The organism is Rhodospirillum centenum SW (assembly GCF_000016185.1).
Lineage (GTDB): Bacteria > Pseudomonadota > Alphaproteobacteria > Azospirillales > Azospirillaceae > Rhodocista > Rhodocista centena.
In genome coordinates this window covers 180,339-200,176 of the sequence record NC_011420.2, presented here as the reverse complement: position 1 = coordinate 200,176, position 19,838 = coordinate 180,339, and the positions used below count along the sequence as shown (strand labels likewise).

The following is a 19,838-nucleotide window of genomic DNA, read 5'->3' as shown; positions in this document are numbered from 1 at the left end:
TGGCCGTTTTCACGCGCCTTTAAACGACGCCGGCCTACCGTATGGCAGGAGGAGGTCCGAGCGGACTCCGCCGATCTGCCGACAAACGATGGAAAACCGCCATGAGCATCTACAGCGCCATGTATTCGGGGGTCAGCGGCCTGGCCGCGCAGAGCGCCAAGTTCGCCGCGATCTCCGACAACATCTCCAATTCCTCGACCGTCGGCTACAAGCGGTCCGGTGTGCAGTTCTCGACCCTGGTGACCAGCGCCTCCAGTCCGGGCAGCTACTCCGCCGGCGGCGTGCAGGCCGACCTGCATACGGAGGTATCCCGCGGCGGTATCGTGCAGGCCACGAACTCGGCGACCGACATGGCGATCTCCGGGCGTGGTTTCTTCGTCGTTTCCAACCGTTCCGCTGCCGTGAACGGGGAGGCGCCGAGCTACATGCTGACCCGCTCCGGGGCGTTCCGCGTGGATGAGAACGGCAACCTGCACAATACGGCCGGCTACTTCCTGCAAGGCTGGAAGCTGGGTCCGGACGGCAAGGTTGTCGGCGGCGAGCCGTCGCGGACCAGCTTCACCGGCCTGGAGACGGTGAACCTCTCCTCCATCACCGGGCTTGCCAAGGCGACGACACAGATCGACTTCGCCGCCAACCTGCCGGCCAGCCAGACGGGGAAGACGCCGCCGGCCCAGCCCTTCTCCACCTCCGTTGACTATTACACGCCGCTGGGCGGCACCGGCCGGCTGACCCTGGAGTGGGCTCCGCAGTCTGCCGCCAACGAGTGGAACCTGACCATCTATGACGGCACCACGTCGCTGGGCACGGCCAACATCGTGTTCAACGGCAACACCGCGACCAGCGGTCCGCCGGGCTCGCTGAACACGATGTCGGAGGTCGGCGCATCGCCGACTCTGGACGTGGACGCCGCCACGGGGAGCATCAAGCTCGACGTCAACGGCCAGCCGATCGTCGTCAATCTGGGACGCCCCAACCAGACGGGCGGGCTGACCCAGTGGGGCGACGACTATGTGCCGACCAAGATCAACAAGGACGGCGCGAGCTATGCCCCCCTGGAGCGGGTCGAGATCGGTGATGACGGCGTCATGACCGCCATCTACAAGAACGGCCTGCGCCAGGCCGTCTACCAGATCCCGGTGGCCGACGTGACGAACCCGGACGGCCTGCGCCGCATGGACGGCAACGCCTTCCAGGTCAGCCGCGAGTCCGGAGACTACTATCTCTGGGATGCCGGTTCCGGCAAGGCCGGGGCCGTCGATGGCGCCGCGCTCGAAGCCTCCAACGTGGACATTGCGGAGGAACTGACCAGCATCATCGAGACCCAGCGCGCCTATTCATCCAATGCGAAGATCATCCAGACGGCCGATGAGATGCTGGATGAAGTCTCGCGCCTGATGCGCTGACGGGGGAGGGCGCGATGAGCATCGGCCTTGCCCTGCAGACGGCGCTGACCGGCCTTCAGGCCCAGCAGCAGAAGTCTGCGATTCTTTCCCGCAACGTGGCGAACGCCACGACCCCGGGCTACACCCGCAAGGAGGTGACGCTCGCCTCCCTCACCGTCGGCGGGGAGGGCCGCGGCGTCACCGTGCAGGATGTCCGGCGCAACGCCGACGCGCACCTGGCCCGCGAGACCCGCACGCAGTCGTCGGACTATGCCGCCAAGGCGGCCCGGGCCGATGCGCTGGCGGTCTATACGGAGAGCATCGGCCAGCCGCAGGAGGAGCGCTCCCTCTCCTCCGCCGTCACGGCGCTGGAAACGGCTTTCCTGGCGCTTGAGGAACTGCCGGACAATCCGGTGCAGCAACGCGCCGTGGTCGATGCCGCGGTGTCGCTGGCCAACCGCCTGAATGCGGCGGACGACAAGATCAAGCAGGTCCGCCAGCAGGCCGATTCCGACATTGCCGCGTCGGTGGCCGATGTCAACCAGGCCTTGGTCCAGCTTGAGAAGCTGAACCGCGAAGTGAAGATGCGGACCGGCAGCGGCCAGGATACCACGGAGCTGGAGGACCAGCGCGACGTGCTGCTGGACCGCATCGCCGGTCAGATCGGCATCCAGTACTTCACGCGCAGCCCCAACGAACTGGTCGTCATGACCGACGGCGGGGTGACCCTGCTGGACGGGTCGGCGCGGATGCTGGAATTCACCCCGACCGCGGTCATCGGTTCGACCACCGAATACCCGTCGATGCTGAGCGGCCTCAAGGTCGAAGGTGCGGACATCGCTCCCGGGAGCGGCTATCCGCTGCCGCTGAAGTCCGGCCGGATCGCTGGTCTCTTCGAGGTGCGCGACAGCCTGATGCCGCAGGCGCGGCGCCAGATCGACGAGATCGCCAGCGTTCTGGTTGACCGCTTCCAGGCGGCCGATGCCTCGATCACCGGCACCGGCCTCTCGGATACCGGCCTGTTCACCGACGCCGGGGTCCGGCACTACCGCGCCCCGCCCTATTCGCCGGCGTCGCCGGGGCCGGCCGGGCTGGCAGGCCGCATCGCCGTCAACGACCTTGTCAGGGTCGAGGCCGGCGGCAATCCGGCCCTGCTGCGGACCGGCATCCATGCCGCGACCACCGGCGATGTCGGTGACACTGCGCAGATCCGGTCGTTCCTGGGGGTCTTCCAGCAGACCGTCAGTTTCGACGCGGATGCCGGGCTGATCCCGACGGGAACCCTCAAGGGGTTCGCCTCCGCGGCGATGGGACATCAGCAGATGCTCCGCGCGACGGCGGCGAACGACGCCAAGGCCCAGAGCGTGCTGCTGGAAACGGTCGAGACGGCGCGCATCTCGAAGGATGGCGTCAACATCGAAGAAGAGATGCAGGAACTCCTGCTGATCGAGAAGGCTTTCGCTGCCGCCGGGCAGGTGATGCAGGCTGCATCCCGCATGCTCGACACGCTCATGGAGATCTAGGCATGTCGGTGTCTTCCATCTCGACCATGGCTCTGGCGCGCCAGACCCGGAACCTTGTCCGCACCATGCAGTCGGACATGCATACCCTTGAACTTGAGATCGGAACCGGCAAGAAGTCGGATGTCGCCGGTTCCGTAGGCAGTCGTGCGGCGCTGCTGCTCGATCTGCGCAATGCCCGCCAGACCACGGCCGAGTACCGCCAGTCCATCCAGACGCAGTCCTCTCGGCTCACGCTGATGCAGGAAGCCCTGGACAAGGTGCGGGGCTCGGCGACCCAGGTCCGCGACCTGGCGCTGAGCGTTTCCGGCTCGGGCGTGGGAGCGGCGGCCGCGACGATCGACGAGGCAGCGCTGAACGCGATTCAGACCCTGTCCTCGATGTTCAATTCTTCCCAGTCGGGCCGCTATCTCTTCGCGGGCACGCGCTTTGATACCCGGCCGATGCAGCCGCCCACGGAAACGGCGCCGTCCGGCATTGCGCCCCTGGACGCGGTGAAATCCGTGCTCTCCTCCTTGGGGCCGACATCGACGGCAGCCGATGTGGATGCGGCGTTGAACGGTCCGAACGGTCTGTCGTCGATCTTCTCCGACACCTATGGCGGGGGACCGGCGGCTCCGGAGAATTTCTCCAAGACCTTCTTCCTGGGCAGCACGACCCAGGTGCAGGGCAGGGCAGGCGAGGACCTGCCGGTGACCTATGCCTGCACGGCCGGCGACGAGCCCGTCCGGACCTTGCTGAAGGGCCTCTATCTGCTGGCGGCAGTGCCTTCCGAATCCGTTTCCACGGAAGCCTATCAGCGGATCGCCGACCAGGGCTGGCGGCTGATCACCCAGGCGACCGACGAGCTGATTGACACCCAGGGCATCATCGGCCTTCAGGAGGAACTGCTGAAGCGGGCCGATGAGCGGCACGAGGTCGAAGACGGGCTGCTGTCGAAGCAGATCACGCAGATGGAAATGGCCGATCCTTACGAGACGGGGCTGCGGCTGAACACGCTGGAGACCCAGCTCGAAGCCACCTTTGCCATGACGAGCCGGATCAGCAAGCTGTCGCTGATCGATTTCCTCTGAGGTCTCTCCCTCACACGCAGACCCGACAGGAAACGGCCCTGGGCAGTGAACACCGCCCGGGGCCGTTCCGATTCCAGCGTCCGGTCGTGGCCGCGCCGACACGCCGACGCAAAAGGCGCCGGCGGAACCGGCAGTCAGGTCCCAGGCCTGAACAGTACCGTTTCCGCCGGCGCCGGAGGTCGGGAAAGACCCGGATCGGCAGGCCGTTCGGATGGGGGGAAGAGAGCGCTTCGGTCATGGCGGGCATCGCATCCGATGACCGCCAGCGGGAGGGCTTCAGCCGCTGACGTGGCGCCCGTCGTCCGCGGCGAGGGCCGGGGAGAGGGGGGCGATGTGCGCGACGGGGCCGATGTCGGCTTCCTCCTCAGAGGGGGCCTCGAACTTGTAACCGCGTCCGTAGACGGTCTCGATGTAGCGGTCGCCGCCCGTTGCTTCCGCCAGTTTCTTGCGCAGCTTGCAGATATAGACGTCGATGACCTTGTCCAACGGATCGGAGCCGGTCAGGCCATAGACCGTTTCGTAGATCTTTTCCTTCGAAACGACCCGGCCGACATTCAGGGCCAGCACGCTGAAGATGGCGTGTTCGCGGTGGCTGAGCCGCAGCCGCTGCCCGTCCACCGCCGGATCGCGCCCGTCGAGATAAACGGTGAGGCGGCCGACGCGCAGCTCGGAGGAGCTATGGCCATGCGTCCGCCGGCGCACGGCGTGCAGCCGGGCCTCGAACTCCAGCGCGTTGATCGGCTTGACCAGCACATCGTCCGCACCGGAGCGCAGATAGGCGATCGTGCTGGTGACGCAGCGGTGGCCGAGCAGGCCGATGATGATCGTATGTCCGGAGCAGCGGCGGAGCTGTGTGACGAGGCCGCCGCCGTTCGACACGGTGCCGACCAGGATCGCATCGTAGTCGGCAAAGCTGTCGTCGCCTTCCTGCATCAGCCGGATGGCGTCGGCTTCGTCAGACAGTTCGCACCGCAGGCCGGCTTTGCCGATCTCCCGGTGCAGTGCCGCAGCGATGAGCCGCTCGTTTTCGATAAGCAGGATGCGCATGCCCCTCTCCATGTTGATCCCGATCGACCGGGTACACCGTTGCGCGTAGATTTCCGTAAAATTGTTTGTTATTTGGTCTTACCACTTTCTTGATTATCTACCGCATGACTTGCTGGCAAGAGTCAAGGATCCGGCGCGTTTAATCTGAGTTTAACCCACGGATAAATTATAGTTCGATTTGTAGATAAACCTCTTAACAAAGTGGCTGACCGGACGCCTGGGCTAAAAGCCGCTTTAACCCGGGAACGCTAGGCTGCCCCTGTTGCCGAAAAGAAAACGGGGTTGAGGCATGGATGCCCGCCGTTCCGGCCAGCGCGCCCTCGCAGTCGTCCTGGCCTTCCTCCTGTCCGTCCTGCCGTCCGCCGGCCCGGCCTTCGCGCAGATGCGCATCAAGGATCTGGTCGAGGTCGAGGGGGTGCGCAGCAACCAGTTGATCGGCTACGGCCTCGTGGTCGGTCTGGATGGCACCGGGGACCGCCTCCAGAACTCGCCCTTCACGCAGCAGAGCCTGGAGGGGATGCTGGAGCGCATGGGCGTCAACATCACCGGCCTGAACGTGAAGACCCGCAACGTGGCGGCGGTGATGGTGACGGCCGAACTGCCGCCCTTCGCCCGCCAGGGATCGCGACTCGATGTCTCCATTTCCACCATGGGCGATGCCACCAGCCTGCTGGGCGGAAGCCTGCTGGCCACGCCGCTGATCGGGGCCGACGGGTCGGTCTATGCGGTCGCGCAGGGCTCCGTGGCGGTGGGGGGCTTCTCCGCCCGCGGGGAAGCGGCGAGCGTCACCAAGGGCGTGCCGACCGCGGGCCGTATTCCCAACGGCGGCATCGTCGAGCGCGAGGTCGAGTTCGCCTTGAACGACCTGGCGCGCGTGCGGCTGACGCTGCGCAATCCGGACTTCTCCACCGCCACCCGGATCGCCCAGGCCGTGAACCGCCAGCTCGGCGCCTATTCAGCCCGCGCCACGGACCCGACGACGGTCGAACTGACCGTGCCCGGCGCCTATGCTGGTAACGTCGCGGACCTGATCTCCCGGGTCGAGACGCTTCCGGTCACGCCCGACCAGCCGGCGCGGGTGGTGATCGACGAGCAGTCGGGGACCATCGTCATGGGCGACAGCGTGCGCATCAGCACGGTCGCCATCGCGCAGGGCAACCTGACCGTGCGGGTGACGGAGACTCCACAGGTTTCCCAGCCAGGTCCCTTCGCCCAGCAGGGCCAGACGGTGGTGGTGCCGCGCACGGACATCGAGGTGGAGGACGGATCCGGCAACCGCCTGAACATCGTCCAGGGCAGCGTCAGCCTGCGCGAGCTGGTCGATGGCCTGAACCGGCTGGGAGCGGGACCACGGGACATCATTTCAATTCTGCAGGCGATCAAGGCCGCCGGCGCCCTGCACGCCGATCTGGAGGTGCTGTGATGACGCATGTTTCCCCGCTGGCAGCGACGCCCGCCGGCGTGGCCGCCCGCCCGAACGACCCGGCCTGGAAGACGGCGAAGGCCTTCGAGGGCATGATGATGTCGCAGATGCTGGAGGCCATGTTCGCGGGCCTGTCCACGGACGGCCCGTTCGGCGGTGGTTTCGCCGAAGAAACCTATCGGGGCCTTCTGCTGGAGAACTACGGTTCGGCCATGGCCGGGGGAAACGGGGCCGGAACCGGGATCGCCGAAGCCGTCTATGCCCAGATCAATGCCTATCGCCAGGCCAAGGAGAGCTGACGTCATGGATGTGGATACTCTGCCGCCCGACCTGCGCCAGCGGCTGCGGGACGCCTTCGACACTCTGGCTGACCTGCTGGATGAGGAGACGGGGCGCGTCGCCCGCGCCGATGCGGAGGAGCTGAAGCTCTATACCGAGGCGAAGCACGCGCTTTTCGAGCAACTCGGGATACTGTTGAAAGAAGCCAACCGGCCGCAGCAACCTGTCCTTCCCGGGCCGGTGGTCGAGACCGGCACGGCGGTGCTCGCGATGCCGGAAACTTCCGCGCCGGGACCGGGGCGGGCCGAAGAAACGGATGTGTCTGCGGCGGACGGTGCCGGAGAGAAGAGCCCCCCCGAACCCCCGGTGGACGACCCGGCCGCTGTGCGGGCCGCGGCCTCCCGGCTGCGCGGGGCTGTCGAAACGAACCGACGGGCGATCCGCGCGGCCCAGGATGCCGTGTCGGCGGTCGCCGGCCATATCGCCGCCGCCGTCGAACGCAGCCGCAGCGATGGGGTCTACGGGCGCAGCGGTCAGGCCCGACGGGCTGTCACGCCCAGTTTCGCCCGGGTGGAGCGCGAGCTGTAGGGTCCCGGGGGAGCAGCCCAGGGGATGAGAAGGGCCGCCGGTATCGACCGGCGGCCCTTCTGCATGTGCGCCGACCTGGTCGTTGCCGACGTATCCATAAAGGAAACTATTTTTACCCACGTTTAAACGAGGCGTGCGAGGGTGGGGGCGTTCGGAAACAGCGGCACAGCCCGCGCCGACACGGTGCCAGAAGGCGCCCGGACCAACCCCATCCATGAAGGACGAAAGAAATGGGTGCTTCCTCGATTCTCACCAACACCGGCGCCATGGTGGCGCTGCAGACCCTGAACCGCACCAGCAAGGATCTGCAGACGGTTCAGGATCGCATCTCCACCGGCATGAAGGTCGCCACCGCCAAGGACAACTCGTCCTACTGGGGTATCGCGACCACCATGAAGGCCGACGTGTCCGCCCTGAAGGCGCTGAACGAGAACATCTCGATCAACGCCGCGACTGTGCAGACCGCCCGCGTCGGCACCGAGAACATCCAGAACCTGCTGTCCCAGGTGAAGTCGCAGCTCGCGCTCGCCACCACCGCCTCGGTCGATCACTCCAAGATCACCGCGGAGCTGACCAGCCTGCAGAATCAGATCACCAACACGATCAACGCTGCGAGCTACAACGGCGAGAACCTGCTGAACAACACCACCGCCCGTACCCTGGTGGTGTCGATCAATCGCTCCGCGACCGGCATCTCCGCCGTGACCGACAGCGTGTCCGGCGTTGACCTGACGGCCGTTGCCACGGCGGTTGGCGGTTACGTGACCGCCATCACCGGTGGCGCCGACGCCGCTGCCAAGGCTGCCGCTGCCAACACCGCGCTGACCGACGCCACCACCGGCGTCGAGGCCCAGATCACCACCGTGGTGAACGCGGCCTCCAGCTTCGGTAACATCGGCAAGCGGCTTGAGCTGCAGGCCGACTTCACCAGCAAGCTGATCGACAGCCTGAACGAGGGTATCGGCACCCTGGTGGACGCCAACCTGAACGAGGAGTCCGCTCGTCTGCAGGCCCTGCAGGTGCAGCAGCAGCTCGGCATCCAGGCGCTCTCCATCGCCAATGGCGCGCCGCAGAACATCCTGTCGCTGTTCCGCTGATCCGCGGCCAGTCCAGGATCGTTGCCCCGGGAAAGGGACCGCCTTGCGGCGGTCCCTTTTTCCTGTTTTGGGACAGAGGTTTGCTGGGTGTTTCCAAAGGCAACCCTTCACCCACGTTTAATCGCGGGCTGCTAATGTCGGTGGACATGAGGTCATGAGGACGGAAACCATGAGCGTAGCCGCCTACCGTCAGTCGATGCGGGATACCGTCAGCCCGCGGCAGTTGGAACACCGGGTCTTCTCCCAGGTCACGGCTGAGCTGGAGGTCTGCACCCGGCAGCCGGACGCCTTCGCCACGATCCGGGCCGTGGACCGCAACCGCCGCCTCTGGGGCGCCCTGGTGACCGATCTGGCGCAACCCGACAACCTGTTGCCCGATGCCCTGAAGGCCGGCCTGATTTCGCTCGGACTCTGGGTGAACCGCTACAGCAGCGAAGTCCTGACCGAGGGCCGTCCGCTCAACCCGCTGATCGAGGTCAACCGGACCGTGATGCAGGGTCTGGGGTCGGCGCCGGCCGGTGCGGCCTGACGGGAGCCGTCCATGGGCCTCAAGCTGAAGCTCAAGCCGTTCGAGAAGTTCATCGTCAACGGCGTGGTCATCGAGAACGGACGCCACCGCAACACGGTGACCGTCGCGAACCATGCCCAGGTGATGACCGGGCGCAGCATCATGCAGCTCGAAGAGGCGAATTCGCCGGCCCGGCGGACCTACTTCGCCATCCAGTGCATGCTGATCGACCCGCCCCGGATGGCCGAACATCGGCGCACCTACGAGATGCTGATCGGCCCCCTCAGCGAGGCCGTCACCGACACGGAGATGGCCCGGCATCTGGCCGAGGCGGCAGCGCATGTCCGGGACGGGGATCACTACAAGGCGCTCGCGGCCCTGCGGCCGGTGATCGCCTACGAGACCGGGTTGCTGGATGACGACCGGCGGCCGGCCGGTATGACGCTTCCGGAGGCGTTTGCCGGCGGTTAGGCGCCCGCGCGCGATCGTATCCGGGTGCCGCCGCCGGAAGAGGAGGGGAAGATGAGCGAACGCAAGGCTGTCGAAGGGGTTTCGGCCAGCGAGGCGGCGACCAAGATGCGCCTGCCGGAACGGGTCGTCACCGAGGCACGCACCCGCGAGGCGCGGGAAGAGAAGCCGCCCGAACCGCCGCCGCCGCCCATCGAACCGTCCCCCTCCTACCGGCCGTACCGGGTCCAGCTCGACCCGGAGACCAGCCGCCTGTTCACCGAGGTCATCGACCCGCGCACGGGCCATGTGCTGCTGCGCATCCCGCCGAGCTACGTGCCGTCCGACGAGACGTCGGAAGCGCCCGAGGCCAGGGTTGTACGGAAGGAGATCGAACTATGAGCGTGGTCGGTTTCGGCGCCGCTACCGTCAGCGGCGGGACGGGGTCAAGCATCACGCAGTGGCGGTTGCTCGGTCGCACCGCCGACCGCCAGAAGACCGTCATGATGAGCGATCCGGTCAACAAGGCGGACACCCAGTATGCGCGGGCCAAGCTCGCCTCCGTCGGCACGGTCGACGAACTGATGTCGGACCGCCGCCTCTACAGCTATGTCATGCGGGCGTTCGGGCTGGAGGATCAGATCAACTCCCAGGCCCTGGTGCGCAAGATCCTCACCAGCGACCTGTCGGACCCGTCCTCCGCTGCGAACCGAATCGCCGATCCGCGGTTCCGGGAACTGGCGGCTGCGTTCAATTTCGGCGCCGACAGTAAATCGAAAAGCAAGACCAGTCCGTCGTTCATCAATCAGATCGCCGATCTGTACGTCAGGGAGCGGTATGAGGAGAGCGTCTCATCGAAGAACGAGTCGCTCGGGATGATGTTGGATTTCACCCGCAATCTCCCGACCAAACGCAGTTGGGCCGAGGTCATGGCCGACGAGGGGATGGCTCAGGTTGTTCGGATCATCTATGACCTGCCCAAACCTATCGGACCGGTCGATGCCGCTGAACAGGCAAAAAGCCTGGAAGCGACGATCAAGTTCTCGGTGTTCACGACAGTCACGTCCGTCCAGTCGGCTTTCCGGGATGATTTCTTCGATGTCTGGGACGCGAACGGGAATCCGCGAGGAAGCAGTATTCCATCGAAGGTCCAGTGGGAAATGCTTGCCCGTTCCTATGACAGGGAAAAGGCGGCATTCGCAACGCGGTATGATGTGAAGAGCGATGTCGCCGCCCTCACCAAGACGATCCCGACCCTGGACTCCGTTGATGACCTGCTGAACGACCGCAAGCTGCTGCCGATCGTGCTCAAGGCGTTCGATCTTGAGGACAAGGCGACGGACAAGACCTATCTGCGCAAGGTGCTGGAGAGCGATCCGAACAGCGCCACCTCCTTCGCGGCCAAGGCCGGTCCGGAAGAAAAAGCGCTGGCGCTTGCCTTCGGCATGACCAATTCCGGGGCGAAGCGGCGCGGCAGCCCCGCCTTCGTCGAGGATATCGTCAACCGCTATACGACGCAGAGCTTCGAGGTTTCGGCCGGCAATGCCAACGAGGCGCTGCGCCTGGGCCTCTACTTCCAGCGCAAGGCCGGGGGACTCACGAGCTGGTATCAGGTCCTCGCTGACCAGGCGTTGGCGAAGGTGGCTCGGCTGGCACTGAACCTGCCCTCCCAGTCCGCGCAGATCGATCTGGACCGGCAGGTCGACATGCTGTCGAGCAAGCTCGACATCAAGAAACTCCAGGACCCCGCAGAGGTGGGCAAGCTGATCGAGAAGTTCCTGCTGATGTGGGACGTGACCGGCGAGGACAACGGCAACAGTGCCGCCGCATCCCCGCTCGTCCAGCTTCTGTCCGGCAACGGTGGCCGCACGAGCCTGGACCCGTCCACGCTCCTGGCGGCGGCGTCCCTCCGGCGGCGCTGGTAGGCGTCCCCGTTCCCGGGCTGTCATCCGGCCCGCGGCCCGCCTAATCTGTCCTGGATGGTGACAGGCAGGGGAAGGCCGTGGACAAGGAGATGCGCGCCCGGATCAGCCGGCGGGAGCGGCAGCGGCGCTGGCGCCAGCGCAATCTGGAGGACCGCAGCGGTCGGCGGGGGACGTCGGTCGTCGCCCACCTCAACGACATCGAGATCGCCCTCCTCGACAAGCTGGCGATCGACGATTACCGGCGCCGCCCCTGTGGCCGCACCGACGCGGCCGACCTGTCTCCCCCCAGCCGGTCGCGGGCCATAAGGCTGCTGATCCGGCGGCTGCTCGATCTCGACCTCGTCGATCCGGCAGATCTCGGCCCTCTCATCCCGTTGAAGGAGGAACTGGGGGAGTTCTGGAGCCGGGAGGCGTGCTGGCGCCGGGCCAGCCGTGAGCGTCGCCAGGGCCTGGACGACGACGGACGGGATGCCATCGAGCAGCCGGAACCGCCCTGGGTCCCGCCGGACGCCGCCGCCCGTCGGGACTGACGGCCGAGCCCCTGCGCTCAGATGCCGGCGACGAAGCTCCGGATCGCCAGGAAGAGGGCGGCGCTGATCAGCGCGGTGAGCGGAACCGTGATCACCCAGGCCGCGACGATGGTCAACAGGTGGCTGCGACGGACCAGCCGACGCTTGGCGACCTTGCGCAAAGTCTCCTCCGGCACGGGATAGACGACCGGCTCGGAAGGGGCGGCCGGCGCAGGGCCGTCTCCCCCTCTCAGGCGCAGGGCACGGCGGATGTGGCCACCGCGGCTGACATGGTACTCCCGGGCGAGGCCGACCCCGAACACGGCCCCGACGGCGATATGCGTCGAGCTGACGGGCAGCCCCAGGGCCGAGGCCACCAGGACAGTGATCGCGGCCGACAGCGCGACGCAGAAGGCACGCACCGGATTCAGCTTGGTGATCTTCTCCCCGACCACGCGGATCAGGCGGGGGCCGAACAGAGCAAGGCCGACCGAGATGCCGATGGCACCGATCAGCATGATCCAGCTCGGAACGGTGACCTTCGTCCCGGACTCTCCGCCGACCGCGGCGGCGATGGCCGCCAGGGGACCGATCGCATTGGCCACGTCGTTGGCCCCATGCGCGAAGGAGAGGAGGGCGGCAGCCACGATCAGCGGCACCGTGAAAAGCGTTCCGACCGCCTTCTCGCTGTTGTCGAGAAACGGCGCCCGCCGGGCGATGGCCATGCGGGCGAACTGCGCCCCGGCCAGCAGGATGGCAACCGACAGGAGGACCAGGGTCCCGGTGCCCGGATGCCAGACCTTGGACAGCCCCTTCTGGACCAGATAGACGGTGAAGGCTGACGCCGTGCCCCCGACGATCAGCGGCACCCAGCGTCGGGCCGCGGCGATTCTGTCGTCAGCCTGGAGGATGAGAGCGTTCAGGATGGCGAGGAAGCCAGCCGCGATCAGGCCGCCCAGCAGCGGCGAGATCACCCAGCTGGCGGCGATGGCGCCCATCACCGGCCAGTTCGCCACGTCGAACCCGGCCGCCGTGATCCCGGCGCCGAGCACGCCACCGACGATGGAATGTGTTGTCGAGACGGGCGCACCGATCCATGTCGCCAGATTGAGCCACAAAGCGGCGCCCAGCAGGGCTGCCATCATCAGCGCCACGAAGGTGGCGTTCCCGGAGACCGCCGCCGGGTTGATGATGCCGCGACTGATCGTCTCGACGACATCGGCGCCGGCGATCAGCGCCCCGGCCGCTTCGAAGATCGCCGCGACCACCAGTGCGCCGGTCATGGTCAGAGCCCGGGCCCCCACCGCCGGCGCCATGTTGTTGGCGACGTCATTGGCCCCGATGTTCAACGCCATGTAGCCACCGATGACCGCCGCCGCGATCACCAGCCCGGCACCGGAACCGGGGAGGACCTGGTTGGTGGCGAGCAGCCATACCAGCACCAGGAAGATCAGACTGAATCCCAGCGGCAGCAGTCGTAGCCTGCCTTCGTGACCGACAGTCTCAAGGGCGCTGATCTTCTTGAGGTCCTTGTCGAGCGCCTGCTTGCGCAGTTGTGACGGCATCTCGCCCATGATGTCCTGCAAACGGGTATCCGGGGGGCGCCAGCTATCAGAGTTTGCGGGGCGGGACAACGCCGAAGGCCGCCTTCATACCCCCTCGGATATGCTGGCTCGGTCTTATCCGTCCTGGCCATGACCCCGTAGGTGCGGGGGCAAGGAAGCCTTCGTGCCAGAGGGTCCACCTGCAAGTCCCTCTTTCCTGGGATACATTCGGTCGGGGCAGGGCAGACCTCAGACCGGGGAATGTGCGGTCCGGGGCAGTGCTGGGGCGAATCGTCCCCCCGGGGGTGTGGCGGCTGCTCTTCCGGCTGCTCTTCCGGCTGCTCAAGGCTCAGCGATTGCAGGGTATGCCGGGCATGGGGAGCATTCTTTGATCGACAGTGATCATCCTCTCCCCATTCATGGAAAAGCACTACATACCGTCTACGCGTAGACGGTATGTAGTGGTCTGATACGAAGAGGAACCGTAGCGCCCTAACCGAAAACCAGATGCCCCCAACAGGGTTGCCGCCGTTCCCGTCCGGAAGTCCCGCCCCACCGGATCATGTCATCCCGCGAGACGGGGGAGTCTTTTCTGCATCGGCGCCTCCGGAAGGGGAGCCTCCGGTACCAACCCGTCCAGAATTCCCTGAAGCCTTGCGAAAGCGTCGGCGGACGCGGTCGTCTCGGTCTTGCCCTGGCGCAGGAAGTTCTCCAGCGGTTCATTGGCCTTGATGGCGAGATCAAGTTCGGGGTCGCTGCCGGCTTTGTAGGCGCCAAGCCGCACCAGTTCCTCCATCGACTCGTACCGGGCCAGCAGCGCCCGGGCACGCCCCATGGTCAGGTTCTCCTCCTCGGAATGGCAGCCGGGCAGGGCGCGGGACACGCTCTTGAGAACATCCGCCGCCGGATAACGGCCGCGCTCCGCGATGGACCGGGTCAGGACCAGGTGACCGTCGAGAATGCCGCGCACCGCGTCGGCCACCGGCTCGTCATGGTCGCCGCCTTCCACCAGCACGGTGAAGATGCCGGTGATGTCGCCCGTGCCCTCCCGCCCCGGCCCGGCCCGCTCCAGCAGCCGGGGCAGTTCCGCAAAGACGGTGGGCGGATAGCCCTTGGTCGTCGGCGGCTCGCCGGCAGACAGGCCGATCTCGCGCTGGGCCATGGCGAAGCGGGTGACGCTGTCCATCATGCACAGCACGTCTCGGCCCTGGTCGCGGAAGTACTCGGCCAGCCCCAGCGTCAGCCACGCCGCCTGCCGGCGCATCAGCGCCGGTTCATCGGAGGTGGCGACGACGACGACGGAACGGGCCAGCCCCTCCGGCCCCAGATCGTCCTGAATGAACTCCTGCACCTCGCGTCCGCGCTCGCCGATCAGGCCGATCACATTGACGTCGGCGGCGCTGGAGCGGGCGAGCATGGCCAGCAGGGTGGATTTGCCCACGCCCGATCCCGCGAAGACGCCCAGGCGTTGGCCGCGGCAGAGCGGCACGAAGGTATCCACCACCCGCAGCCCCGTCTCCAGCCGCGGCCCGATGCGACGACGTTCGTAGGCGTGGGGCGGCGCGGCGCGGAGCACCCGGTTCTCGTCGCCGCGCGACAACGGCCCCCGGCCGTCCACCGGCCGCCCGAACCCGTCCACGACCCGCCCGAGCCAGGAGAGCGCCGGCCGGAAGGAGGCCGGCTCGCCCCCGGTCTCCACCCGGCAGCCCAGCCCCAGCCCGTCCAGCGGACCGAAGGGCATCAGAACGGCGCGGCCGACGGAGAAGCCGATGACCTCGCAGGCGAGCGCCCGGCCGTCACGGGCGAAGACCCGGCACGCATCGCCGACGGCCAGCCGCCGTTCCAGCCCCTCGACCTCGACCGTCATCCCCGAACAGGAGGACACCTTTCCATGGAAGACGGGACCGGGAAGGTGCTGGACGTCGGCGGCAAGGCCGGCAAGGACGGTCATGGGACGGGACTCCGGGAACGGGATCGCGGACGGTGCTTGGCCGCCATCCTCGGTCGCCGGGTTTAAAGCGGCTTAAAGCACGCCTCCCCAGCCCCGGCCCTTAAACCCCGCTTTAAAGGCGGCATGGAAGCATCCGCTCCGACAGCAGCCGGCCCCGTGCCGGATTCCGCCGAACCACAGGGGCACGACGCCATGGACCTCGCCGCCATCGGGCTCTTCCACCTCGCCAGCCGGCGCATGGACTATCTCGGCGCCCGCCATCAGGTGATCGCAGAGAACGTGGCGAATGCCAACTCGCCCGGCTACCGCGCCAAGGACCTGAAGGGCTTCGATTTCCAGTCGGCCATGCAGTCGGCCGCGGTGCGCCCCTCGCTCACCGACCCGGCGCATCTGGCCGGCCTGCGCGAAGCACGGGACTTCAAGGAGGACCGGCAGGCCGCCGCCTACGAGATGGCACCGGACGGCAACGGGGTGGTGCTGGAAGAACAGATGATGAAGGCCGCCGAAGTCCGGCAGGCCTACGACCTCGCCGCCGGCCTCTTCCAGAAGCATGTCGGCATGCTCCGCCAGGCCTTCACCGGCCGCTGAGCGCCGCACGACCAAGGGAGATCGACAGAATGGACCCGCTTGCCTCCTCCTTCGGCATCGCCGCCTCCGGCATGAAGGCCCAGGCGACCCGCCTGCGTGTCGTCGCCGAGAACATGGCGAACGCCAGCTCCACCGGCGAGACGCCGGGCGCCGATCCCTACCGGCGCAAGACCATCGTCTTCGACAGCGTGCTCGACCGGGCGCTGCGGGCGGATACCGTCCGGGTCAAGACGATCGGCCGGGACAGTTCCGATTTCCGCCTGAGCTATGAGCCGGGCCATCCCGCCGCCGACGCGAAGGGCTACGTCAAGCTGCCCAACGTCAACACGCTGGTCGAGATGATGGACATGCGCGAGGCCGGGCGGTCCTACGAGGCCAACCTGAACGTGCTGCAACAGGCCCGCGGCATGCTGGGCCGCACCATCGACATGCTGCGCGGCTGAGCGGACAGGGAGACCGGAGATGATCGTTCCCGCAGCAGGCGTCGCCAAGGCCTATGCCGCCGGCAAAGTGGCCGGCATCGCCGGTCCGGCGCTCGACACCGCGACGGCGCCGGAGCGCGGCAGCTTCGCCGGCTTCGTCGAGACCGCCGTCAAATCGGCCATCAAGACGGTCCGCACCGGCGAGGAAATGTCCGCCGCCGGCCTGCAAGGCAAGGCCAGCGCGCAGGAGGTGGTGCAGGCCGTGATGTCGGCGGAGATGACCGTGCAGGCCGTCGTCACCGTCCGCGACAAGCTCGTGAGCGCCTATCTCGACATCATGCGCATGGGGATCTGAGCGGCTGTCATGAACGAAGCGGATGTCTTCGAGCTGGTGCGGGCAGGGATCTGGGCTGCGGTCTGGGCCGCCGGGCCGGTGCTGGCAGTCGCGCTGCTGGTCGGCTTCGGCATCTCGCTCCTGCAGGCACTCACGCAGCTCCAGGAGGCGACCCTCAGCTTCGTGCCGAAGATCGTCGCCATGCTGGTAACGATCGTGCTGGCGCTGCCCTTCATGTACGGCGTTCTGGCCACCTTCACCGAACAGGTGGTGGCGCGGATCGGGGGTGCGCCATGAGGGCGTTGGGCGAGGTCGGCGCGACGCGGCGCATCTTCGTGAAGCGCAGCCGCCGCCGCCTGCGCCGGCTGTTGCTGCTGGCGGCGCTGCTCGGGCTGGGACTTGTCGCCCCGGGCTGGGCCCTGTCAGAACCCGCCATCCTGCCGGCCACGGCGCCTGAGCGTCTCTGCCTGGACGCCATCCGCAAGGCCGAACGGGCGCACCGTCTGCCGTCCCGGCTGCTGCTGGCCCTGGGTGTCACGGAATCCGGCCGGACCGTGGACGGGCGCCTGACCGTCTGGCCCTGGACCGTCAATGCCGAAGGGCAGGGACGCTTCTTCAAGAGCCGGGAGGAAGCGCTGACGCATGTCCGCGCGCTGCGGGCCCGGGGCGTCCGGTCGATCGACGTGGGCTGCCTGCAGGTCAACCTGCACTGGCACCCTGATGCGTTTCCGGATCTGGAAACGGCGCTCGATCCCGCCGCCAATGTCGGCTACGCCGCCGCCCTGCTGAAGAACCTGCACGGCGATCTGCGCAACTGGACCCGCTCGGTCAAGCACTACCATTCCCGGACGCCCGAGCGGGGCGAAGCCTATTTCGACCGTGTCTCCGAGAACATGCGGCTGGTCGCCCAGCGCCGCCGCGATCTGGCCGACGCGCCGCCGACGCGCCAGCGCACAACCCCGACCCCCGGCGGCACCGTCGTCCGGCCCGTGACGGACTCGCTCAGCGCCTGGCGTCTGCCGAAGGCGTGGTAGGCGGTCCCGGTCCCCGGGCTTGAACCCCGGTTTTACCCGGGGGGCCTAGGCTTCGTCCCGATCTTCCGCCGCCAGAGCGCCGAGCCCGATGACCACAGCCTCCGCCGCCATCCCCCTCGGCCTCAAGCACCGCGACGTCCTGTTCGCGCTGGGGCTGGTCTTCATCCTGACGGTGCTGATCCTGCCGGTGCCAAGCTGGATGCTGGACGTCGGGCTGGCGCTCAGCATGGCGGTGGCCGTGCTGATCCTCATGGTCGCCCTCTGGATCAACCGGCCGCTGGACTTCTCCAGCTTCCCGACCGTGCTGCTGATCGCCACCCTGCTGCGGCTGGCGCTCAATCTTGCGTCCACCCGCCTGATCCTGTCGGAAGGACACACCGGCACGGACGCGGCGGGCCATGTCATCATGGGGTTCGCCAACTTCGTGATGGGCGGCAACTTCGTCATCGGGCTGATCGTCTTCGCTATCCTGGTGGTGGTGAACTTCATCGTCATCACCAAGGGCGCCAGCCGCATCGCCGAAGTGGGCGCCCGTTTCGCCCTGGATGCCATGCCCGGCAAGCAGATGGCGATCGACGCCGATCTCTCCGCCGGCCTGATCGAGGAGACGGAGGCCCGGCGTCGGCGTCAGGAGCTGGAGCAGGAAAGCTCCTTCTTCGGCGCCATGGACGGTGCCAGCAAGTTCGTCCGCGGCGACGCCGTGGCCGGCCTCATCATCACCGGCATCAACGTGCTGGGCGGCATGGTGATCGGCGTGGCACAGCAGGACATGGCCTTCGGCGATGCCGCCCGGACCTATACGATCCTCACCGTCGGCGACGGTCTGGTCACCCAGATTCCGGCCCTGATCGTCAGCCTGGCCGCGGGCATCCTGGTGTCCAAGGGCGGCAACCGCGGCTCGGTGGACGAAGCGCTGCTGGGCCAGCTCGGCGCCTATCCGAAGGCCCTGGCCGTGGCCGGCGGGCTGATGGGCCTGCTGTCGCTGACCCCGGGCCTGCCGATGCCGCCCTTCCTCTTGTTGGCCGCGCTGGCGGGCGGACTGGCCTGGTTCCTGCCCCGGTATGCCGCGAAGCAGGAGGAATCCAAGCGGCACGAGGAGATGCTGGCCGCCAAGGCACCGACGGCCGAGGAGCCCGTGGCGGACATGCTGCGGGTGGACGACATCAAGGTGGAACTGGGCAACGGCCTTGTCACCCTGATCCTGGACCCCGCACAGGGCCTGTCGGCCAAGGTGCGCCGGTTGCGCAAGCGGTTCGCCACCGAGTTCGGATTCCTGCTGCCGTCGGTGCGGCTGCGCGACAGCGCCAGTCTGCCGCTGAACGCCTACGAGATCTCCATCCAGGGCGTCGTCGTCGCCAAGGGCGAGGTGATGCCGCGCAAGATGCTGGCCATCGACCCGCGCGGCCAGGGCATCGACGTTCCCGGTGCCGATACCCGCGAACCGACCTTCGGCCTGCCGGCCCGCTGGATCGATGCGGCACAGACGGAGGAGGCGGAGCTGAAGGGCTTCACCGTGGTGGACGCGGACAGCGTCATCACCACGCACCTGTCCGAGGTGATCAAGGAGCACATGCCCGGCCTGCTGGGCTATGCCGCGACGCGCAAGCTGCTGGACGAGATGGACCGGGAGAACCAGCGGCTGGTCGCCGACCTGATCCCCGGCCAGGTCAGCCTGTCGGTCGTGCAGCGGGTGCTCCAGGCCCTGCTGGCCGAGCGCGTGTCCATCCGCAACCTGCCGATCATCCTGGAGGGCATCTCCGAAGCCGCCGCCTGGACGCGCAATGTCACCCTCATCACCGAGCATGTCCGGAGCCGGCTGTCGCTCCAGATCTGCCAGTCCCTGATGAACGCCGAGGGATACATCCCGGTGATCGTCGTCAACCCGGACTGGGAGCAGGCCTTCCTGGAGAACATCGTGGAGGAGGGGGAGGACCGGCGCTTCGTCATGCCGCCCAGCCAGGTGCAGGACTTCCTGCTGGCGGCGCGGGCCAAGATCCAGGCCCATGCCGGCAGCGACCACTGGCCGGCCGTCCTGGTGGCCCCGGCCGCGCGACCCTTCGTGCGGTCGCTGCTGGAGCGGGTCAGCCCCTCCACCCCCGTGATCTGCCACAACGAACTGCACCGCAAGGCCCCCGTGACCACCATCGACCAGATCTGAGGCCGG

21 protein-coding genes are annotated in these 19,838 nt (G+C 67.3%); 18 read left to right on the top strand and 3 right to left on the bottom strand.

The genetic code is table 11. The features are described from left to right. Positions 1–101 precede the first annotated feature (101 nt). From RC1_RS00975 to RC1_RS00965, 3 genes are read left to right on the top strand one after another with little or no spacing between them, the layout of a single operon-like run. Entirely contained in the window at positions 102–1,406 is a 1,305-nt protein-coding gene (locus RC1_RS00975) for a flagellar hook protein FlgE (protein WP_012565452.1), read from the top strand. 14 nt (positions 1,407–1,420) lie between these two features. Next, positions 1,421–2,908: a flagellar hook-associated protein FlgK gene (flgK, locus tag RC1_RS00970; protein ID WP_012565451.1), complete on the top strand. Its 1,488-nt coding sequence runs from the start codon at positions 1,421–1,423 to the stop codon at positions 2,906–2,908. 2 nt (positions 2,909–2,910) lie between these two features. Next, complete coding sequence (locus RC1_RS00965; RefSeq protein ID WP_012565450.1) at positions 2,911–3,978, top strand: flagellin N-terminal helical domain-containing protein; 1,068 nt, start codon at positions 2,911–2,913, stop codon at positions 3,976–3,978. Positions 3,979–4,254: 276 nt separating this feature from the next. Here the strand turns inward: RC1_RS00965 and RC1_RS00960 are convergent, their stop codons facing one another. Then, positions 4,255–5,025: a response regulator transcription factor gene (locus RC1_RS00960; RefSeq protein ID WP_012565449.1), complete on the bottom strand. Its 771-nt coding sequence runs from the start codon at positions 5,023–5,025 to the stop codon at positions 4,255–4,257. 289 nt (positions 5,026–5,314) lie between these two features. Between RC1_RS00960 and RC1_RS00955 the strand changes: the two genes are divergently transcribed. From RC1_RS00955 to RC1_RS00915, 9 genes are all read left to right on the top strand, one after another. Then, entirely contained in the window at positions 5,315–6,448 is a 1,134-nt protein-coding gene (locus tag RC1_RS00955) for a flagellar basal body P-ring protein FlgI (RefSeq protein ID WP_012565448.1), read from the top strand. Further along, positions 6,448–6,747 (top strand): rod-binding protein, encoded by a 300-nt coding sequence (locus RC1_RS00950; RefSeq protein ID WP_012565447.1) that lies wholly within the window; start codon positions 6,448–6,450, stop codon positions 6,745–6,747. Before RC1_RS00955 ends, RC1_RS00950 begins: the two co-directional genes overlap by 1 nt. Before the next feature lie 4 nt (positions 6,748–6,751). Continuing rightward, the gene (locus RC1_RS00945; RefSeq protein WP_012565446.1) at positions 6,752–7,315 is read left to right on the top strand and encodes a flagellar protein FlgN; all 564 of its coding nucleotides are present in this window, start codon (positions 6,752–6,754) and stop codon (positions 7,313–7,315) included. 230 nt (positions 7,316–7,545) lie between these two features. Beyond that, positions 7,546–8,412, top strand: coding sequence for a flagellin N-terminal helical domain-containing protein (locus RC1_RS00940; protein WP_012565445.1), 867 nt, complete (start codon positions 7,546–7,548; stop codon positions 8,410–8,412). 169 nt (positions 8,413–8,581) lie between these two features. Beyond that, a complete protein-coding gene (flaF, locus tag RC1_RS00935; protein WP_041785044.1) occupies positions 8,582–8,941 on the top strand; it encodes a flagellar biosynthesis regulator FlaF in 360 nt (119 codons plus the stop codon). A gap of 12 nt (positions 8,942–8,953) precedes the next feature. Next, complete coding sequence (locus RC1_RS00930; protein WP_012565443.1) at positions 8,954–9,391, top strand: flagellar biosynthesis repressor FlbT; 438 nt, start codon at positions 8,954–8,956, stop codon at positions 9,389–9,391. 51 nt (positions 9,392–9,442) lie between these two features. Continuing rightward, on the top strand, positions 9,443–9,769 hold the full coding sequence (locus RC1_RS00925) for a hypothetical protein (protein ID WP_012565442.1): 327 nt from the start codon (positions 9,443–9,445) through the stop codon (positions 9,767–9,769). Continuing rightward, a complete protein-coding gene (locus tag RC1_RS00920) occupies positions 9,766–11,292 on the top strand; it encodes a DUF1217 domain-containing protein (protein WP_012565441.1) in 1,527 nt (508 codons plus the stop codon). Before RC1_RS00925 ends, RC1_RS00920 begins: the two co-directional genes overlap by 4 nt. 77 nt (positions 11,293–11,369) lie before the next feature. Continuing rightward, entirely contained in the window at positions 11,370–11,822 is a 453-nt protein-coding gene (locus RC1_RS00915) for a hypothetical protein (protein WP_012565440.1), read from the top strand. A gap of 17 nt (positions 11,823–11,839) precedes the next feature. Here RC1_RS00915 and RC1_RS00910 read toward each other — a convergent pair whose 3' ends face one another. Both RC1_RS00910 and fliI read right to left on the bottom strand, forming a co-directional pair. Beyond that, a complete protein-coding gene (locus RC1_RS00910) occupies positions 11,840–13,387 on the bottom strand; it encodes an inorganic phosphate transporter (protein WP_012565439.1) in 1,548 nt (515 codons plus the stop codon). A 523-nt stretch (positions 13,388–13,910) separates the two neighbouring features. Continuing rightward, positions 13,911–15,296 carry a flagellar protein export ATPase FliI gene (gene fliI / locus RC1_RS00905; RefSeq protein ID WP_012565438.1) on the bottom strand — a complete coding sequence of 462 codons (1,386 nt, stop codon included), beginning with the start codon at positions 15,294–15,296 and terminating at the stop codon, positions 13,911–13,913. 156 nt (positions 15,297–15,452) lie between these two features. On the opposite strand from fliI, the gene RC1_RS00900 reads away from it, so the two are divergent. From RC1_RS00900 to flhA, 6 genes are all read left to right on the top strand, one after another. Further along, positions 15,453–15,884, top strand: a complete 432-nt coding sequence (locus tag RC1_RS00900; protein WP_148213347.1) for a flagellar basal body rod protein FlgB — start codon at positions 15,453–15,455, stop codon at positions 15,882–15,884. Positions 15,885–15,913: 29 nt separating this feature from the next. After that, complete coding sequence (gene flgC, locus RC1_RS00895) at positions 15,914–16,327, top strand: flagellar basal body rod protein FlgC (RefSeq protein ID WP_012565436.1); 414 nt, start codon at positions 15,914–15,916, stop codon at positions 16,325–16,327. Positions 16,328–16,346: 19 nt separating this feature from the next. Further along, positions 16,347–16,661 (top strand): flagellar hook-basal body complex protein FliE, encoded by a 315-nt coding sequence (gene fliE / locus RC1_RS00890; protein ID WP_012565435.1) that lies wholly within the window; start codon positions 16,347–16,349, stop codon positions 16,659–16,661. Between the two features lie 9 nt (positions 16,662–16,670). After that, a complete protein-coding gene (gene fliQ, locus RC1_RS00885) occupies positions 16,671–16,937 on the top strand; it encodes a flagellar biosynthesis protein FliQ (RefSeq protein ID WP_012565434.1) in 267 nt (88 codons plus the stop codon). Next, the gene (locus RC1_RS00880) at positions 16,934–17,674 is read left to right on the top strand and encodes a lysozyme family protein (RefSeq protein ID WP_012565433.1); all 741 of its coding nucleotides are present in this window, start codon (positions 16,934–16,936) and stop codon (positions 17,672–17,674) included. The genes fliQ and RC1_RS00880 overlap by 4 nt, the downstream gene beginning before the upstream one ends. A gap of 88 nt (positions 17,675–17,762) precedes the next feature. Beyond that, positions 17,763–19,832 carry a flagellar biosynthesis protein FlhA gene (flhA, locus tag RC1_RS00875; protein ID WP_012565431.1) on the top strand — a complete coding sequence of 690 codons (2,070 nt, stop codon included), beginning with the start codon at positions 17,763–17,765 and terminating at the stop codon, positions 19,830–19,832. Positions 19,833–19,838 lie beyond the last annotated feature (6 nt).

What these genes read in the sequence shown, in the direction of transcription:
- RC1_RS00975 (WP_012565452.1), top strand. Translation starts at nt 102, where the DNA reads ATGAGCATCTACAGCGCCATGTATTCGGGGGTCAGCGGCCTGGCCGCG.
- flgK (WP_012565451.1), top strand. Translation starts at nt 1,421, where the DNA reads ATGAGCATCGGCCTTGCCCTGCAGACGGCGCTGACCGGCCTTCAGGCC.
- RC1_RS00965 (WP_012565450.1), top strand. Translation starts at nt 2,911, where the DNA reads ATGTCGGTGTCTTCCATCTCGACCATGGCTCTGGCGCGCCAGACCCGG.
- RC1_RS00960 (WP_012565449.1), bottom strand. Translation starts at nt 5,025, where the DNA reads ATGCGCATCCTGCTTATCGAAAACGAGCGGCTCATCGCTGCGGCACTG.
- RC1_RS00955 (WP_012565448.1), top strand. Translation starts at nt 5,315, where the DNA reads ATGGATGCCCGCCGTTCCGGCCAGCGCGCCCTCGCAGTCGTCCTGGCC.
- RC1_RS00950 (WP_012565447.1), top strand. Translation starts at nt 6,448, where the DNA reads ATGACGCATGTTTCCCCGCTGGCAGCGACGCCCGCCGGCGTGGCCGCC.
- RC1_RS00945 (WP_012565446.1), top strand. Translation starts at nt 6,752, where the DNA reads ATGGATGTGGATACTCTGCCGCCCGACCTGCGCCAGCGGCTGCGGGAC.
- RC1_RS00940 (WP_012565445.1), top strand. Translation starts at nt 7,546, where the DNA reads ATGGGTGCTTCCTCGATTCTCACCAACACCGGCGCCATGGTGGCGCTG.
- flaF (WP_041785044.1), top strand. Translation starts at nt 8,582, where the DNA reads ATGAGCGTAGCCGCCTACCGTCAGTCGATGCGGGATACCGTCAGCCCG.
- RC1_RS00930 (WP_012565443.1), top strand. Translation starts at nt 8,954, where the DNA reads ATGGGCCTCAAGCTGAAGCTCAAGCCGTTCGAGAAGTTCATCGTCAAC.
- RC1_RS00925 (WP_012565442.1), top strand. Translation starts at nt 9,443, where the DNA reads ATGAGCGAACGCAAGGCTGTCGAAGGGGTTTCGGCCAGCGAGGCGGCG.
- RC1_RS00920 (WP_012565441.1), top strand. Translation starts at nt 9,766, where the DNA reads ATGAGCGTGGTCGGTTTCGGCGCCGCTACCGTCAGCGGCGGGACGGGG.
- fliI (WP_012565438.1), bottom strand. Translation starts at nt 15,296, where the DNA reads ATGACCGTCCTTGCCGGCCTTGCCGCCGACGTCCAGCACCTTCCCGGT.
- flgC (WP_012565436.1), top strand. Translation starts at nt 15,914, where the DNA reads ATGGACCCGCTTGCCTCCTCCTTCGGCATCGCCGCCTCCGGCATGAAG.
- fliE (WP_012565435.1), top strand. Translation starts at nt 16,347, where the DNA reads ATGATCGTTCCCGCAGCAGGCGTCGCCAAGGCCTATGCCGCCGGCAAA.
- fliQ (WP_012565434.1), top strand. Translation starts at nt 16,671, where the DNA reads ATGAACGAAGCGGATGTCTTCGAGCTGGTGCGGGCAGGGATCTGGGCT.
- RC1_RS00880 (WP_012565433.1), top strand. Translation starts at nt 16,934, where the DNA reads ATGAGGGCGTTGGGCGAGGTCGGCGCGACGCGGCGCATCTTCGTGAAG.
- flhA (WP_012565431.1), top strand. Translation starts at nt 17,763, where the DNA reads ATGACCACAGCCTCCGCCGCCATCCCCCTCGGCCTCAAGCACCGCGAC.